17 protein-coding genes are annotated in these 16,001 nt (G+C 67.6%); 7 read left to right on the forward strand and 10 right to left on the reverse strand.

Going from position 1 to position 16,001, the window contains the following annotated elements; translation table 11 throughout:
* Positions 1 to 8 precede the first annotated feature (8 nt).
* Complete coding sequence (locus ACOABP_RS27235; RefSeq protein ID WP_474228863.1) at positions 9 to 146, forward strand: hypothetical protein; 138 nt, start codon at positions 9 to 11, stop codon at positions 144 to 146.
* A gap of 71 nt (positions 147 to 217) precedes the next feature.
* Here the strand turns inward: ACOABP_RS27235 and ACOABP_RS27240 are convergent, their stop codons facing one another.
* Complete coding sequence (locus tag ACOABP_RS27240; RefSeq protein WP_474228865.1) at positions 218 to 1,690, reverse strand: sensor histidine kinase; 1,473 nt, start codon at positions 1,688 to 1,690, stop codon at positions 218 to 220.
* A gap of 302 nt (positions 1,691 to 1,992) precedes the next feature.
* Between ACOABP_RS27240 and ACOABP_RS27245 the strand changes: the two genes are divergently transcribed.
* Together ACOABP_RS27245 and ACOABP_RS27250 are read left to right on the forward strand one after the other, a co-directional pair.
* A complete protein-coding gene (locus ACOABP_RS27245; protein ID WP_474228866.1) occupies positions 1,993 to 2,466 on the forward strand; it encodes a Dps family protein in 474 nt (157 codons plus the stop codon).
* Between the two features lie 70 nt (positions 2,467 to 2,536).
* Entirely contained in the window at positions 2,537 to 3,025 is a 489-nt protein-coding gene (locus ACOABP_RS27250) for an alkyl sulfatase C-terminal domain-containing protein (protein WP_474228868.1), read from the forward strand.
* On the opposite strand, the gene ACOABP_RS27255 is transcribed toward ACOABP_RS27250, so the two are convergent.
* The 5 genes from ACOABP_RS27255 to ACOABP_RS27275 all read right to left on the reverse strand — a co-directional run bounded on the left by ACOABP_RS27255 (position 2,934) and on the right by ACOABP_RS27275 (position 7,140).
* Entirely contained in the window at positions 2,934 to 3,905 is a 972-nt protein-coding gene (locus ACOABP_RS27255; RefSeq protein WP_474228869.1) for a cytochrome d ubiquinol oxidase subunit II, read from the reverse strand. The two genes, ACOABP_RS27250 and ACOABP_RS27255, sit on opposite strands and share 92 nt — an antisense overlap.
* A 16-nt stretch (positions 3,906 to 3,921) precedes the next feature.
* Positions 3,922 to 5,322, reverse strand: coding sequence for a cytochrome ubiquinol oxidase subunit I (locus ACOABP_RS27260; RefSeq protein WP_474228870.1), 1,401 nt, complete (start codon positions 5,320 to 5,322; stop codon positions 3,922 to 3,924).
* A gap of 6 nt (positions 5,323 to 5,328) precedes the next feature.
* Positions 5,329 to 5,805: a DUF3331 domain-containing protein gene (locus tag ACOABP_RS27265; protein ID WP_474228872.1), complete on the reverse strand. Its 477-nt coding sequence runs from the start codon at positions 5,803 to 5,805 to the stop codon at positions 5,329 to 5,331.
* Positions 5,798 to 6,832: a helix-turn-helix transcriptional regulator gene (locus ACOABP_RS27270; protein WP_474228873.1), complete on the reverse strand. Its 1,035-nt coding sequence runs from the start codon at positions 6,830 to 6,832 to the stop codon at positions 5,798 to 5,800. Before ACOABP_RS27270 ends, ACOABP_RS27265 begins: the two co-directional genes overlap by 8 nt.
* A 152-nt stretch (positions 6,833 to 6,984) precedes the next feature.
* Entirely contained in the window at positions 6,985 to 7,140 is a 156-nt protein-coding gene (locus tag ACOABP_RS27275; protein WP_474228874.1) for a hypothetical protein, read from the reverse strand.
* Positions 7,141 to 7,402: 262 nt separating this feature from the next.
* Here ACOABP_RS27275 and ACOABP_RS27280 point away from each other — a divergent pair, with 262 nt between their 5' ends.
* Together ACOABP_RS27280 and ACOABP_RS27285 are read left to right on the forward strand one after the other, a co-directional pair.
* Complete coding sequence (locus ACOABP_RS27280) at positions 7,403 to 8,902, forward strand: efflux transporter outer membrane subunit (RefSeq protein ID WP_474228876.1); 1,500 nt, start codon at positions 7,403 to 7,405, stop codon at positions 8,900 to 8,902.
* A complete protein-coding gene (locus ACOABP_RS27285) occupies positions 8,899 to 10,077 on the forward strand; it encodes an EmrA/EmrK family multidrug efflux transporter periplasmic adaptor subunit (RefSeq protein WP_474228877.1) in 1,179 nt (392 codons plus the stop codon). Before ACOABP_RS27280 ends, ACOABP_RS27285 begins: the two co-directional genes overlap by 4 nt.
* Before the next feature lie 497 nt (positions 10,078 to 10,574).
* Here ACOABP_RS27285 and ACOABP_RS27290 read toward each other — a convergent pair.
* The 4 genes from ACOABP_RS27290 to ACOABP_RS27305 all read right to left on the reverse strand — a co-directional run bounded on the left by ACOABP_RS27290 (position 10,575) and on the right by ACOABP_RS27305 (position 14,647).
* Positions 10,575 to 11,743, reverse strand: a protein-coding gene (locus ACOABP_RS27290) for an IS3 family transposase (protein ID WP_474224667.1) whose coding sequence is annotated in 2 segments (ribosomal slippage) — positions 10,575 to 11,476 and positions 11,476 to 11,743 — 1,170 coding nt in all. Because the reading frame shifts where the segments join, the coding sequence is not laid out codon by codon here.
* A gap of 324 nt (positions 11,744 to 12,067) precedes the next feature.
* Positions 12,068 to 13,606, reverse strand: a complete 1,539-nt coding sequence (locus ACOABP_RS27295; protein ID WP_474228878.1) for an MFS transporter — start codon at positions 13,604 to 13,606, stop codon at positions 12,068 to 12,070.
* Entirely contained in the window at positions 13,588 to 13,797 is a 210-nt protein-coding gene (locus ACOABP_RS27300) for a hypothetical protein (protein WP_474228879.1), read from the reverse strand. The genes ACOABP_RS27295 and ACOABP_RS27300 overlap by 19 nt, the downstream gene beginning before the upstream one ends.
* Before the next feature lie 28 nt (positions 13,798 to 13,825).
* Positions 13,826 to 14,647, reverse strand: a complete 822-nt coding sequence (locus tag ACOABP_RS27305; protein WP_474228881.1) for an alpha/beta fold hydrolase — start codon at positions 14,645 to 14,647, stop codon at positions 13,826 to 13,828.
* 284 nt (positions 14,648 to 14,931) lie between these two features.
* On the opposite strand from ACOABP_RS27305, the gene ACOABP_RS27310 reads away from it, so the two are divergent.
* Positions 14,932 to 15,348, forward strand: coding sequence for a response regulator transcription factor (locus ACOABP_RS27310; RefSeq protein ID WP_474228883.1), 417 nt, complete (start codon positions 14,932 to 14,934; stop codon positions 15,346 to 15,348).
* Complete coding sequence (locus tag ACOABP_RS27315; RefSeq protein ID WP_066732761.1) at positions 15,345 to 15,998, forward strand: response regulator transcription factor; 654 nt, start codon at positions 15,345 to 15,347, stop codon at positions 15,996 to 15,998. The genes ACOABP_RS27310 and ACOABP_RS27315 overlap by 4 nt, the downstream gene beginning before the upstream one ends.
* Positions 15,999 to 16,001: the final 3 nt, after the last annotated feature.

Genomic DNA, 16,001 nt, shown 5'->3' on the forward strand with positions numbered 1-16,001 from the left:
ACGCCGGCATGATCTCCACTGGCAGAATCGACGGCCGGGCTGCCGGCGCGGCCGTCGGTGGCGTCAGGCTGGCGCTGGCATGGCTGGGCATCTGTGCCGCCAGTTGCGGCATGGCGCTGGTCACGGCGCTCTGGGCAGGCGCCTGAGGTGCCGCCCGGGCGCCGGTTTTCTTTCGATGGATCGAGGCGATTGGTTTCAGGTTGCCTTCAGGCCGGTATCAGGCCGCCGCTTCGGTTGCCTGCTCGCCGTCGGCCATCCGTTGCGGCAACCGCACGATCATCTTCGCACCGCCTTCCGGCGGCGATTCCGCCGCGATGCTGCCGCCGTGGGACTCGACGATATTCCGACAAATCGACAAGCCCATGCCCATGCCGTCCGGCTTGGTCGTGTAGAACGCGTTGAACAGGCGATCCATGTCCTTGTCGGGAATGCCTGGCCCGGTGTCGCCAACCACCAGCAGCACCGTGTGATCCGCCATGACACGGCTGGCCAGTGTGAGCCTGCGCCGCCCGGAGACATGGGACATGGCCTGCGCGGCATTCACCATCAGGTTCACCAGCACCTGCTGCAGTTGCGTCCAGTCGCCGTGAATCTGCACGTCGTCGGCATCGAGGTCCAGGTCCGCAGATACCTGGTGGTCCTGCAGCTCGCGCCGCACCAGTTCCAGCGACGCCGTCACCAGGTGGTCGACGCCGATATCCACGTACTTCGGCTCCGACTTCTGCGCCATGGCGCGAATCTGGCGGATGATGTCGTTCGCGCGGCTGGCATCGCGAATTACCTGTTCGATCGATTCGGTGGCCTCGGCGATTTCGGGCTCGTCGCGCTGCAGCCAGCGCAGTGCCGAACTGCCGCACGTGACGATGGCGGCCATCGGCTGTGTCACCTCGTGCGCAATCGACGCGGCCAGCTGACCGAGCGTGGTCACGCGAGACACATGCGCGAGTTCGGTCATGGTCCGATGCAGTACCTGCTGGGTCTCGGTGGCGTCGGTGGTATCCATCAGGGCACCCACGTACTCGTGCTGGCCGCTGGCCGTGGCGCTGCGGCGTGCCACCAGATGCACATGGCGGATCGCGCCGTCCGGCAGCAGCAGCCGGTGCCGCAAGTCCACGCTCTCCATGCCGCCGAGCATGGCCGCATGGACACGCTGCACTTCGGCCAGGTCGTCCGGATGCACGCGCGTGAGCACCATGCCGAAGTGCGGCGCCTCGCCGCGTGGGTAGCCCAGGATGCGGAACGCCTCCTCAGACCACGTCATCGTGTTGGCTGGCAGGCGCAGCGCGATACTGCCGGTCTTGCTGAGCCGCTGGGCCTCGGCCAGAAACGCTTCGCTGCGCGCCAGGGCGGCCTCGGTGCAGCGCCGGCGCGCCATGTCGGCAAGGTTGCGCAGCGCCAGCAGCGTGGTGGTGCCGATTGCCAGCAGGGCAAAGACGAAGCGGGCCAGCTGGCCGTGGTCGGGGTCCGGGTTCTGCGAGAAGGCAAAGGCCACCACGGTCAGCACCAGCGCAATGGCGGCGGTGACCCGCGTGGCGCGGATCGAGCCGGTCAGCGCCACCAGCAGGATAACCAGCACGTAGACCACAGCGATGGCGAAATCGAGTGGCGTGAAGGCGTCGATCGCGAATACGGACAGGCCCAGCAGGCCTGCCGCACCCATCAACAACCGGTTGGTGGTTGGGTTGTACATCCCTTTTTTGCCCGTCTCGCTGGTTATCGGTATGCCATGCCCGTGGCCGGCAGCATGGTCCGACGCTGATATTAGCCCTGAATGACTGGTCGAGAAATCATATGAAGGTATAGGAGATGTCCATGCATTCGTGGCCCATCCCGAACCTTGGGTGCATTTTCGCAACCGGTTGATCTGGGGACAATCCGCGCCATCGGCCCAGGCGCACAGTCGAGATGGGCACTCGCCCGCGCCGCAGGCGGCCGCGAGTGCACAGAATGGGGGCACATCGCCCCATCGCTAGCCCACTAATGGAGTCCATCATGACCAATATCCAGCTCGACGATCCCGGCCTGGCCGTCACCGAAATCTCCGATCATCTGAACCGGCTGCTGGCCGACGCCTTCGCGCTGTACCTGAAGACCAAGAACTTCCACTGGCACATGTCCGGCCCGCACTTCCGCGACTACCACCTGATGCTGGACGAGCAGTCGGCCCAGATTTTCGCCATTACCGACGACGTGGCCGAACGCGTGCGCAAGATCGGCGGCACGACGCTGCGCTCGATTGGCGCCATCGCCCGGCTGCAGCGCGTGCGCGACAACGACGCCGAGGATGTTTCGCCCAAGGCCATGCTGCGCGAGCTGCACGCCGACAACCTCATGCTCGTGGAAGCCATGCTCGACGCCCACGCCGTGTGTGACGACCATGCCGACGTCGCCACGGCCAGCCTGCTGGAAAACTGGATCGACGAGGCCCAGCGCCGCGCGTGGTTCCTGGCGGAATCGGTCAGGTAATCTGGCTGCCGCGCCCCGGCGCCCTCCGCCGGGACGCGGAATCTGGCTATCCTGCTGCCATCCGGCGGCGATGCCGGCCCAGGCCCCTGCTGCCCCGCGGACTGGGCCTAAGCCGGATGGTACGTACCTGCTGGAGCTGGAAAACGGCGTGCTGAACCACACCGCCGGCGTGCAGGCGCAGCAGGCCGACGCCAACGTCACGATGACGCGCGACACGCTGAACGGCATCATCCTCGGCCAGACCAGGATGGCCGACGCGGTGAAGAACGGCAGCGCCAAGGTCGGCGGCAACCAGGCCAAGCTGGACGAGCGGACGAGCGGACGAGCTGGTCAGCTACCTCGATACCTTCGCGTTCTGGTTCAATATCGTGACGCCGTAGTACGCCCGCGTACCCGCGGTGTAAAAGCCCTGCCGGCCGGAAGGCCCGCAGGGCTTTCTTGTGTCCGCACGGCATGGCGGCAGCGATTCAGGCGGCCACCTTGCCGCGAAACACATGGTACTGGTACAGGTTGTAGCCCAGCATCACCGGCAGCAGCACGCCGATGCCGATCAGCATGAAAACCAGCGTGCGGTCGTCGGACGCCGCGTCCAGCAGCGACAGGCGCCCCGGCACCACGTTCGGAAACAGGCTGATCGCCAGGCCGCAGAACGACACCAGGAACAGCAGCACGGTGGCGCGGAACGGCGCGCGGCGGCTGCCGGTCCAGGTGGATCCGGCAATCCAGGCCACCGCCAGTGCGGCCACTACTCCCAGTGCCAGCAGCACGGCCAGCACGCCATGCTGGTGCCAGCGCTCGGTGCCGATCAGGCTCAGCCGCAGCGTGGCGCCGGACAGCACCAGCGCGCTGAGCACGGTGACCGGCAGCGTCGCCAGCGTCCAGGTGCGGGCCGATGCCTCCACCGGATACGACGTCTTCTTGATCAGGTAGGTGGCGCCCAGCAGCGCATAGCCGGCGGCCACGCCCACGGCGGCAAACAGCGTGAACACGGCGTTCCACGTGCCCGGGGCGAGTCCGGTGATGATGCGGCCCAGGATCACCCCCTGTGCCACGGCCGCCAGCAGGCTGCCGACGCCGAACACGCGGTCCCAGAACGGGCCGCGATGCGTGGCGTGGCGAAACTCGATGGCGGCCCCGCGCATGATCAGCCCGGCAATCAGCGCCATCAGCGGCAGATACAGATGGGGCAGCAGCGTCGCATAGGCAACGGGAAAGGCGCCGAACAGGCCGCCGCCCAGTACCACGAGCCAAGTTTCATTGGCGTCCCAGACATGAACGATCGATTCGACCATCACGTCGCGCCGTGCGCGTTCGGGCTCGAACAGGCTCAGGATGCCGATGCCGAGATCGAAACCGTCCGTGACGACATAGGCGGCCAGCATCAGCCCCAGGATGCAGAACCAGAGCGACACCAGCAGGGTGTGGGCGGAAGTTTCCATGGCAAATGTCCGGTGGTCAGTAGGTGCTGCGCCCGCCGACGGCCGGCGCGGCTGCGGTGGAGGGTGCCGGCAGCGTCAGCGTCAGGTCCGGGCCCTGGCGTAGCCAGCGAGCGGCCAGCCAGATGAAGGTGACCAGCAGCACCGCGTAGAAGGCGCCGAACATCGCGATGCTGCCCGTCACGTCGGCGGCGGAGATGGCGGTGGAGACCCCTTGTGGCGTGCGTAGCAAGCCATAGACCAGCCACGGCTGGCGTCCCACCTCGCGTACGATCCAGCCGCACTCGACGGCCAGGTACGGCAGCGGGATGGCGACGATCCACGCCAGCAGCAGCGCGCGATGCTGGCTCAAGATGGCGGGCTGGTGCCGCGTGCGGCGCAGCACGCACGCCGTCCACAACGCCAGCACCACGAACAGCACGCCAACGCCGGCCATCACGCGGAATGCGTAGTAGAGCAGCGGCAGCATCGGCGGCTGATCGGTGCGCGGAATGTCTGCCAGGCCCGTGACGGTGCCATGCACCTTGTGCGTGGCGAGCAGGCTCAGCATGCCGGGTACCTCGATGGCCCAGTCGTTGCGCTGGGCATCCTGGTTCGGCCACGCCAGCAGCGACCACGATGCGGCGGTGCCCGGTGCATTGGTCTGCCAGTGGCCTTCGATGGCGGCACCCTTGGCGGGCTGCGTCTCGAAGACGTCCACGCCGCTGCCGTCGCCAAGCCATACCTGCAGCGGTGTCACGATCACCAGCAGCACCATGGCAAGCCGGAAAGACCGCGCAAAAAACTCCGGCTGGCGCCGCTTCAGCAGATACCAGGCCGAGATGCCGGCCACCACCACCAGCCCGGTTTCCAGCGCGGCCATCCACATGTGGCTGATGCCCCAGAGCGCGTCCGGATTGAAGATGGCGCGCAGGTAGTCGGTGACCACGATCCTGCCGTCAACCACGGCCACGCCGGCCGGTGTCTGCATCCACGAGTTGGCGACCATGATCCAGAAGGCCGACAGCGACGAGCCCAGCGCCACCATGCCGGTGGCAAACAGGTGTACGCCGCGCGGCACGCGCTCCCAGCCGAACATCATGATGCCGACAAAGCCGGCCTCGAGCATGAACGCCATGGCACCTTCGAAGCCGAGGATATTGCCGAAGAACTGCCCGGTGAATTGCGAGAAGGCGCTCCAGTTGGTGCCGAACTCGAATTCCATCGGGATGCCGCTGACCACGCCGACGGCAAAGTTCAACAGCAGCAGCCTGCTCCAGAAGCGCGCGTGGCGGTACCACGTCACGTCGTTGGTGCGTACCCAGAGCACTTCGACGATGAACAGGAAGGCCGACAGGCTGATGGTCAGGATCGGCCAGAGGATATGAAAGATCGCGGTGAAGGCGAACTGCAGCCGCGACAGGTCGGTGACGTCGTGCATGGCGTGTTACCTGGCATTGGATCGGTAGGCGATGGTGGGCTGCGTATCGTCCGGCGCGGGCGCAAGGGCCACGCCGGCGGCGTCCATGGCCGAGGCCAGGATCATCGCATCGGCGTTGAGCGCGGCCGGACGCGAACGCTGCGGGCGGAATACCAGGTCGCTCTTGTCGATGGGCTGGCCGGACAACGCACACACACCGGTGTGGCGCGCCGTGCCGACGGTCCAGACCTGCGCCCCGTAGCGGCAGTGCGTGGCATCGCGCCAGCTCACCACGGCCATGGCGGCGCTGAGCCGCTCGATGATGCTGACGATGGGCGCATGGGCACGCAGCGCGTTGTCCTCGGCCGTATAGGTCAGGGACGCCAGCCTCTGGCCTTTCGGATCCAGCAGCGCGACGGTGCGCAGCCAGGTGTCGCACGCGCTGTCGCGCAGGTCCGCCAGATCGCGGGTGTCGACGGATACGTGGTGCAGGGTTTCAGCCATGGGAGCTCCCGGGAGTAGAGGTGACCTTGACGCGCCAGCAGTGCGGCGTGTCGCCGACGAAACGCTTGAAGACGGTGGTGAAATGGGCCTGCGAGCGGAAGCCGCAGCGCATCGCCACTTCCAGCACGCTGCCCGCCCCGCCGCGCAGCAGGTCCTGCGCGTGTTCGATGCGGCGGCGTACCAGGTATTCGTGCGGGCGCATGCCCGTGGTCCGCCGGAACTGCGCGGCAAAGTACATGCGCGTCAGCCCGGTGCTGCGCGCGATATCGGCCAGCCCGATCGGGGTGGACAGGTTTGCATCGATGAACTCGATGGCGCGGCGCAGGCGCCATTGCGGCAGCATGGTCACGGCGCGCGTGCTCGACGCGATGCGCTGGAAGTGATTGGCGACCACGCGCGCCACGATGGCCAGCGCCACGCTATCGGCAAAGATGCGGCCCAGCCCCGGGTCCTGCGAGTGCGCCACGGCCAGCGCCTGGCCCAGCCGTTCCAGCGCCGGGTCGGCATGGAAGAACGGATCGTCCAGCCGCAGCTCGCCCTCGTGGACGTGGCCGAACTGGTCGGCATGGCAGGCCGCCAGCACCGATTGCGGAACGAACAGGTGAAGCACGTCGCTGGCCGACGCGTACACGGCGCTGGTGGCGGTGCCGGGCGCGGTGACGTGGACTGCGCCGGCGCCCAGGCGGCCATCGAACACGGGCATGCCGCCGCACAGGAAGCGGATCGAGCTGGATCGCAGGTTGATGGCGATGCAGTGCCGGGTGGGGTCGCCAGCGTGCGACACCATTTCAGGCGGTTCGCCGTTGCAGGTCCAGCGCGTCACCACGATGGCGTCGCGATGGCCTGGCGTGGCAACCGCTTCGGGCGCATGGCGCCAGCGGGTTTCGCGCTGGACGAACCCGGGCGCCTGCGCCGCGGCAACGCGCAGTTGCGGTGCGGCCCTGGCGGACCTGGTCTCGAGTGTGTCGGGGACGTCGGGGACCGTGGCGGTATGGATGTCCAGGACGGTGGTCGCTACTTCTTTCATGGCAATGCTCCCGGGATGCGGTATCGGTGCGGCGGCGCGCGTTCACTCGGCGTACTGCAGGAACGCGACGGCAATCAGGATCAGGTTCAGCACGGCGAGGGCGATCCAGCCGTACATCAGCAGCAGGCTTTCCTGTTCGGACATGACGGCCCTCACGGACGGTGGTGCGACAGCACGGCGTGCGTCGCGGTGCGGACGGGTTCGATGGCCTGTCGCCACATGCGGTACACCATGGCGCCGGCCACGCCGACCGTGGCGAAGGCGAGGGTGATGGCGATGATCGGCATCCAGAGCTTCTGGTGTGTCATGGTGCGGCTCCCGTGGAAGCAGTCGGTGGTTGACTGGAATGCTAGGAGCCGGGTGCGGATGCCCACAATTGCCGGGTAGGTGGTGCAGTGTTAAACGAAGGTATAGGCCGGGCCAACGCGATGCACCGGAACGGGGCAGATTGGGGCCAATTGGGGTGGTAGGGGCACACGGTAGTGCCATCCCGAAATAACGTGGCGTTCGCAATCACGGCCCGGCGGGCCAGCGGCCATCATTCCCGGCATCAACTTTCGGAGTAGGGCCGTGAAGCCTGCCGCTACCGGATGGCGGCACCTGCCCGTGGCCGCCGCCGTGCTGACTACCCTGGCGCTGACGGGCTGCGCCGCGTTCGACCACAGCCGCCCCACGCAAACGCTGGCACCGGTTGCCGCTACCGCGCAAAGCCTGCCGCCCCGGCATGGCCAATGGCCGTCGCAGGACTGGACCGACCGCTTTGGCGACCCGCAGCTTGGCGCGCTGGCCCGTGAGGCCGTTGCCGGCAGCCCCACGCTGCAGGCTGCGCAGGCGCGCGTGGAGGCCGCCCGCGCCGTGGCCGAGGGCACGCGCAGCGGCCTGTATCCCGATGTCGATATCCGCGGCGGCGTGTCGCGCCAGCGCATTTCGGAGACAGACCTGCTTGGCGCCACGCCGCTATCGGGGCGCTGGATCAACCAGGTGCAGCTGTCCAGCGGCCTGACGTATGACCTGGATTTCTGGGGGCGGCACCGCAGCGCGCTGCAGGCAGCGCTGTCCGGCGTGCGCGAGGCCGAGGCCGAAAGCCAGGCCGCGCAGTTGCTGCTGACCACGGGTGTGGCACGCGTCTACGCGCGGCTGGCTACGCTCTATGCGCTACGCGATATCACCGTGCAGACGATTGCCCAGCGCCGCGAACTGTCCGCGCTGGGCAAGGCCCGCCTGGTGGCCGGGCTCGATACCCAGGTGGGCATCGCGCTGCAGGACGCCGACCTTGCCAGCGCCGAGGCCGATCTGACCCATATCGACGACGATATCGCCCTGACACGCCACCAGATTGCGGCGCTGCTGGGCAAGGGGCCCGATCGCGGGCTGGCAATCGCCCGGCCCGTGCTGCTGGCAGGTTCTGCCAGCCAGCCGATGCCCGCGCTGCCCGATGACGCGCGGATTGGCCTGCTGTCGCGCCGCCCGGAGCTGGTGGCGGCACGGTGGCGCGTGGAGGCCGCCTCGAAAGATATCGAGGTGGCGCGCGCGGAGTTCCTGCCCGACGTCACGCTGTCGGCCATGGCCGGGCTGACCACGATCACGCCATCCGATTTCCTGCTTGGCGCGAGCCGGGCCTTTGCCTTTGGCCCGTCGCTGCGCCTGCCGGTGTTCGAGGGCGGCCGGCTGCGTGCGAACCTGCACGGGCGCTACGCCGACTACGACGCGGCTGTGGCCGACTACAACCAGACGCTGACCAGCGCCTTGCGCGAAACGGCCGATGTCGTGAGCAGCCTGCAGGCCGTGGCCGCCGAAACCGCGCAGCGGCAGCGGGCCCAGGCGCTGGCCGAGCATGCCTGGGCGCTGGCCTCGGGCCGCTGGCAGGCGGGTCTGGTCAACCAGCTGGCCGTACTGACGGCGCAGGACAGCGTGCTGGCGCAGCAGCGCCAGGTAGCGCAACTGCAGGGACAGCAGCTCGACCTGCAGTTCCAGCTGGTCTGGACGCTTGGCGGCGGCTACGTCGGGCAGTTGCCGGACGCCGCCGCCCAGGCCACCGCGACGCCTAATCCCATGACATCCACACCATGAACACACTCGTCACCCCCGCCGCGTCGGCGCCACCGGCCCCGCTGGCCGAGATGCGGCCCGTTCCGCGCCGCCGCCTGATTGCCGTGGGCGCGCTGGTTGCCATGGCCGGGATTGGCGCCGCCACCTACTGGTGGACCATCGGCCGGCACTACGCGTCCACCGACGACGCCTATGTGGCCGGCAATGTGGTGCAGGTCACGTCGCTGGTGCCCGGCACGGTCGTGTCGATTGCCGCCGACGATACGCAGCGCGTGACGATGGGCCAGCCGCTGGTGGGACTCGACCCCACCGATAGCGAGGTGGCGCTGCAGCAAGCCGCCGCGCAACTGGCCGAAGCGGTGCGCCAGGTGCGTACGCTCTTTGTCAACAACGGCACGCTGCAGGCGAATATCGCGCAGCGGCAGGCCAACGTGGAGAACGCCCGTGACGATCTGCGCAGGCGGATGTCGGTCGACGGCACCGGCGCCGTATCGAAGGAGGACGTCGACCATGCCCGATCCACGCTCAAGGAAGCGCAGGCGGCGCTGCGTGCCGCGCAGGAACAACTGGCTTCGAACCTGGCCCTGACCCACCACACCACCATCGCGCAGCATCCTGACGTGGCGCACGCCGCCGCCAGCTATCGGGCCGCCTACCTGGCCCACGCCCGCTCGACGCTACCGGCGCCGGTCACCGGCTTTGTGGCGCGCCGCGCCGTGCAGGTAGGCCAGCGCGTGGCGCCGGGCGTGCCGCTGATGGGTGTGGTGCCCCTGGACCAGGTCTGGGTGGACGCCAACTTCAAGGAAAACCAGATGCAGGACATGCGCGTGGGCCAGCGGGTGTCGCTGGTGGCGGACTTCTATGGCGCCCAGGTGCGGTACGACGGCAGGGTGGCGGGCTTTGCCGCTGGCACCGGCGCGGCATTCTCGGTCTTGCCGGCGCAAAACGCCACCGGCAACTGGATCAAGGTGGTGCAGCGGCTGCCGGTACGGATCACGCTCGATCCGGCACAACTGGCAGCCCATCCGCTGCGCATCGGCCTGTCGATGCGGGCGACGGTGGATGTTCACCAGCACGACGGCGCCAGCCTCGATACGCTGCCAGCCGTAACGCCGCTGTCGACGGACGTGTACGCATCAGTGGGCCGCGATGCCGATGCGAACATCGCCCGGATCATTGTGGCGAATGCTGGCTAGAAGGCTGCGGATTTGCTCGCCTCTTCCGTAAAGCGGGAGAGGGGAGAGCGCACTTGGCTAGTGCCAGAGCGCGCAGTGTTTGCTCCCCACTCTTGCGAGGCCGGAGGGTGGAGAACGCACGTGGCCAGTGCCGGAATGCGCAGTGTTTTGCTCCCCTCTCCCGCGAGGCGGGATAGGGGCTGGGGGAGAGGGCGGGCCTTTCAGGATGCGCGGGTCAGCTTTTGAACCGCCATGCCCTCTCCCCCGACCCCTCTCCCGTAAAACGGGAGAGGGGAGAACGCACGTGGCCAGTGCCGGAATGTGCAGTGTTTTGCTCCTCTCTCCCGCGAGGCGGGATAGGGGAGAGCCCACGTGGCCAGTGCCGGAATGCGCAGTGTTTTGCTCCCCTCTCCCGCAAGGCGGGAGAGGGGCTGGGGGAGAGGGCGGGCCTTTCAGGATGCGCGGGTCAGCTTTTGAACCACCATGCCCTCTCCCCCGACTGTAGTGGTCAAGTTTTTTCAGACAGGTATTAGGGTGGTCTGTTGGAACTTGTCCTCGTAGTCTGTTGGCGACGTGTAGCCCAGTGTCGAATGCAAGCGCACCGGGTTGTAGAAACCCACGATGTACTGCGTGATGTCGCGCCGGGCTTCGGCCCGGTCGACGTACCGCCTCTGCCAGACGCGCTCCATCTTCAGGTTCAGGAAGAAGCGTTCTGCTACAGCGTTATCCCAGCAATCGCCGGCCCGGCTCATGCTGCAAACCAGGCCGTGGCGCGCCAGCAATCCCTGGTACTCCTCGCTTGCATACTGGCTGCCCCGGTCCGAATGCACTATCAGTCCGGGCGCCGGATTGCGCTGCAGGATGGCCATCTTCAAGGCCGACGCCACCAGCGCGGCGGGCATGGCCGCTGCGCTGGCCCAGCCCACTACCTTGCGCGAATACAGGTCCAACACCACCGCCAGATACAACCAGCCTTCCCCCGTGCGCACATACGTGATGTCCGACACCCAGGCCCGGTTGGGCTGTGCGGGCCTGAACTGCCTGCTCAGCACGTTCGGCGCCACCGGCCTGCCATGCCGGCTGTCAGTCGTCGCCACGAACTTGCGCTTCCACACCGGGTGCAGATTCTCCTGGCGCATCAGCGTGCGGGCCCGATAGCGCCCGATCTTCACCCCCTGCCTGTCCAAATCCTGCGCCACGCGCCGGCTGCCGTAGGTACGTCCGCTGGCCTCGAACGCCGCCCGCACATACACCGCCTGCCGCAAGGCCTTCTCCTTGGTGGCAGGCTCTCGCCCGGCCGCGTAATACCCCGCCCGGCTCACGCCCAGCACCCGGCATGCCCGACTGATGGCGATCGCCTCCTTCTGCAATCCGCTAACCACTCGATAGATCACTTGAGTTCGCGGGCGAAGAAGGCCGATGCCTTTTTTAGGATCAGGTTGTCCTCCTTCAGGCGGCGGTTTTCCTCTTCGAGCTGGCGAATGCGCTGCTGCTCAGGCGTCAGCGGCTTGCCCACTCCCTTGCCGCCAGCCACTTCAAGGTCGTACTGGACCAGCCAGCGCCGTAAGGCGGTCTCGCCAATCGCCATCGTGTGGCAAACCTCGGCGACCGATAGGCCCTGATCCCGGATCATCCGGACTACCTCCAGCTTGAAGGCAGCGTCAAACTTGCGGCGTTGCTTTGTCATGTCGTCTTTCCTCGTCGATCGTGATTTTCCACCTATCGACCTGTCTGAGGAAATTGGACCACTACAGAGAACACACGTGGCCAGTGCCGGAATGTGCAGTGTTTTGCTCCTCTCTCCCGCGAGGCGGGATAGGGGAGAGCCCACGTGGCCAGTGCCGGAATGCGCAGTGTTTTGCTCCCCTCTCCCGCGAGGCGGGAGAGGGGCTGGGGGAGAGGGCGGGCCTTTCAGGATGCGCAGGTCAGCTTTTGAACCACCATGCCCTCTCCCCCGACCCCTCTCCCGTAAAAAACGGGAGAGGGGCGCCCTCAAATGGTCATTGGAAACCTACCGCAGCCATCGCTGCCACAGCGCGAACCCGGCCACCAGCAGGCAGCCCGGGGCCACGATGGCCAGCAGGTTGGCGCCGGCCAGTAGTACCGCCTGCTGGTCGATCTGCTGCGACAGGCTGATCAGTGCGGCGCCGTGGGGCAACGGTGCCATGCCGAACGGGTCCACGCGCGCCACCAGGTGGGTGCGTGCCAGCGCTTCGCCGTACTGCAGGCATTGGGCCGCGGCGCCCGTGCCGGCGGCCGAGGCCACCTGGCGTACGATGTTCTTGAACTGGTATGTGTGCGAGAAATCGTCGAGCGGGGTGTCCAGGAACGTCAGCCTGGCGACGACGATCAGGCTGAACGGCAGCGCCAGGCTTTGCAGCAGCAGCGCGGGCACCACGCGCCCCAGCGACAGGTCCGTCGTCAGGCGCGTCGCCAGCATCCAGGCTGCGCCTGCCAGCATGACGTAGCCCAGCGCCAGCCAGCGGCGCGAGCCGGGCAGGCGCGCGCCCAGCAGCACGTACAGGATGCCGGCCACCACGCCGGCCGCGCCGGTCAGCGTTGTCACCATGCCGGTGGTCTCGAACGAGAAGCCCAGGCCCAGCTGCAGCACGATGGGGATCAGGTAGTTCCAGAGCCCTGCCACGAACGAGTACGTGGCATAGAAGCCCAGGCCGGTCAGGTAGCGCCTGCCGCCCAGCCGGTGCGTATTGAGCCACGGATCGGGATGGCGGTGCAGCCGCAGGAAGGCCAGGGCCATCAGCACGGCGCCCGCCAGCGGGCGGGCCACGACGATGGGCGTGCTGGCCGCCGTGTACAGCCGCAGGTCGGCCAGGCCATGCACCAGCACCAGCGCGCCCAGGCCGAGCAGCAGCACGGTGTACCAGTCCATTGCGGCGATGGTGTCGATGCCAGTGGAGCGGAGTGGACGAGGCGGGCGAGTTGGACGAGGGGGCATGATGCGGTGCGGGTAGGTGACCGATACCAGCAGCAGCGTGGCGGCGGCGGTGATGGCCTGCACGACGAAGATCAGGCGCCAGCTTGCATCGAGAATCAGCGTGGCCGTGAGCCATGGCGCGGCGGCCAGCATGCCGATGGCGCCCAGCACGAACGGCCACAGCAGGCGCGTGCGCTCCTGCGGGGCGGCGATCGTCTGGATCAGCGTGCGCGCGGTCGCGAACAGCCCGCCGGCACCCAGCCCCTGCACGGCCAGCGCCAGAGAGAGTTGCACGATGTTGTCCGACACCGCGCACAACAGCGCCCCGCCGATGGCAATCGTCAGGCCCAGCATCGTGAAGCCACGGTAGCTGATCAGGTCGGCCACGCGCCGCAGCATCAGGTTGGCGACGATGGCCGCGGCGGCATAGGACGTGAAGCACCAGAGGAAGTCGTCTGGCGTGGCGTAGATGCCGGCGCGGATCTGCACCGCGCCGGTAGCCAGCATCGAGGTCGCCACGAAATCGACGCCCGTGGCGCATCCCAGCGCCAGCCCCATCAGCAGCACGCCGCCGCGCGTGACGCGCGGCAGGGCGCCTAGCGCGACGGATGGCATGCCGCCTTGCTGCCGTGGCACCTGGCCGGAACGGGGGCCGGTGCCTTGGCCTCGGCCCTGGCGGCCGGCAGCACGCTGTAGTCGTAGCGGTCGGCGGCAAACGGGCTGGTGGCCGGGTCGGTGGCGTGGGCGGCCACGGCGCCGAGCAGGCAGGTGGCGGTCAGGACGGTGCGGATCAGGATCGAACGCATGGTGGTTCTCCAGTCGGACAGCGGTGGATCAGCGGTTCAGGAAGGCCAGCAGGTCGGCATTGACCTCGTCGGCCCGCGTCACGCACATGCCGTGCGGCGCGCCAGCGTAGACCTTGAGCGTGGCGCCGCTGACGATTCGTGCCGACAGGCGCCCGGCATCGTCGATCGGCACGATCTGGTCGTCGTCCCCATGCAGGATCAGCGTCGGCACGTCGATCTTCTTCAGGTCTTCGGTGTAGTCGACCTCGGAGAACTCCTTCACGCACAGGTACTGGCCCAGCACGCCGCCCGCCATGCCCTGCTGCCAGAAGTTGTCGACGGTGCCCTGCGCCACGTTGGCATCCGGGCGGTTGAAGCCGAAGAACGGCACCGCCAGGTCCTTGTAGAACTGCGAGCGGTTGCCCGCCACGCCCTGGCGGATGCCGTCGAACACTTCCATCGGCAGGCCGCCGGGATTGGCTTCGGTCTTGAGCATGATCGGCGGCACCGCACCGATCAGCACGGCCGCGGCCACCCGCTTCGAACCGTGGCGGCCGATGTAGTGCGCCACTTCGCCGCCGCCCGTGGAATGGCCCACCAGCGTGGCGCCCCGGATGTCGAGTGCGTCGAGCACGGCGGCCAGGTCGTCGGCGTAGGTATCCATGTCGTTGCCGTGCGCGGGCTGGTCCGAGCGGCCATGCCCGCGACGGTCGTGGGCGATCACGCGGAAGCCATGCTGGACCAGGAACAGCATCTGGGCGTCCCAGGCATCGGCATGCAGCGGCCAGCCGTGCGAGAAGACCACGGGACGGCCAGCGCCCCAGTCCTTGTAGAAGATGCGGGTGCCGTCCTGGGTGGTGATGTAGCTCATGTCTGTCTTCCTGAGGGGAGGGTGAGACTTGAGACTACGGCCGGCGCGTGGCGGGCCGTTCCGCGCGCCCGGCGGCGCTTTCGCATATGCACTTCGGGCGCCGGGCCAGGCGCCGGGGCGGGCCCTGCGCAGGCTTTCAACGGGCTTTCAGGGGTGCCTTCGGGGGGGCTTGCGGGGTGGCCCGCGCCGTGTCGCGGTGGACCGACGCCTATACGAAGGCATAGTGTTGGCGACCGATGCGGGCCGCTACCATGGCGCCATAAGATTGTTGTGAGGTACCGGCCTTGGCCAAGAAACTGGTTGTCGCCATCATCGACGACGACGAATCCATCCGCGCGGCGACTTCCCGGCTGGTCCGATCGCTGGGCTGGGAGGCGCACACCTTCGCATCGGCACAGGTCTTCCTGGACACCGGCGGCGCGGCGGGGGCGCATTGCATCCTGTCCGACGTCCAGATGCCCAAGATGAACGGGCTGGACATGCTGCGCACGCTGAACGCGCAGGGTAGCCAGGTTCCGGTAATATTCATCACCGCGTTCTGCACCGAGGCCATTCGCCGCGAAGCCTTGCGTGCAGGCGCGCACGCATGTCTGTGCAAACCTGTCGATGGCGCGGCCGTCCAGCGATTCCTGGAAGACGTGGCGTCGGGTACGCTTGCCCCGCGCCCAGAGTCCCCACCCGGAACGAAAGTGAATCCATGAATACAGCGATCCCGTCCGGAGAAGGGGTGTCGATGGTCTACGTGGTGGACGACGACGAGTCCATGCGCCGCGCGGTGTCGATGCTGCTGCGCTCGGTCGGCTACCAGGTCGAGACCTTTGCCTCGGCCACCGATTTCCTGGCGGCACCCCGGCCGGACCTGCCCAGCTGCCTGATCCTCGACGTGCGCCTGAAAGGCCAGAGCGGCCTGGCGGTGCAGGAACAGTTCGCGGCCAGCAAGATGCCGATCCCGATCATCTTCATGACCGCCCACGGCGACATCGCCATGTCGGTCAAGGCCATGAAGGCCGGCGCGATGGATTTCCTGGCAAAGCCGTTCCGCGACCAGGACATGCTCGACGCCGTGGAAAGCGCCCTGACCCGCGACGCCGCCCGCCGCCAGACCGACACGCGCGACGCCGACCTGCGCCAGCGCTACGAAGAGCTGACGCCGCGCGAGAAGGAAGTCATGGCCTACGTGGTGCGCGGGCTGCTCAACAAGCAGATTGCCGCCGAACTGACGCTCAGCGAAATCACCATCAAGATCCACCGCGCCCAGGCCATGAAGAAAATGGGCGCCCGCTCGCTGGCCGACTTCGTACTCAAGGCCGAGGCGCTGGGCATCATCGACGCTGCAAGAAACGGGGCATAGGCG

The organism is Cupriavidus sp. HE11 (assembly GCF_056097175.1).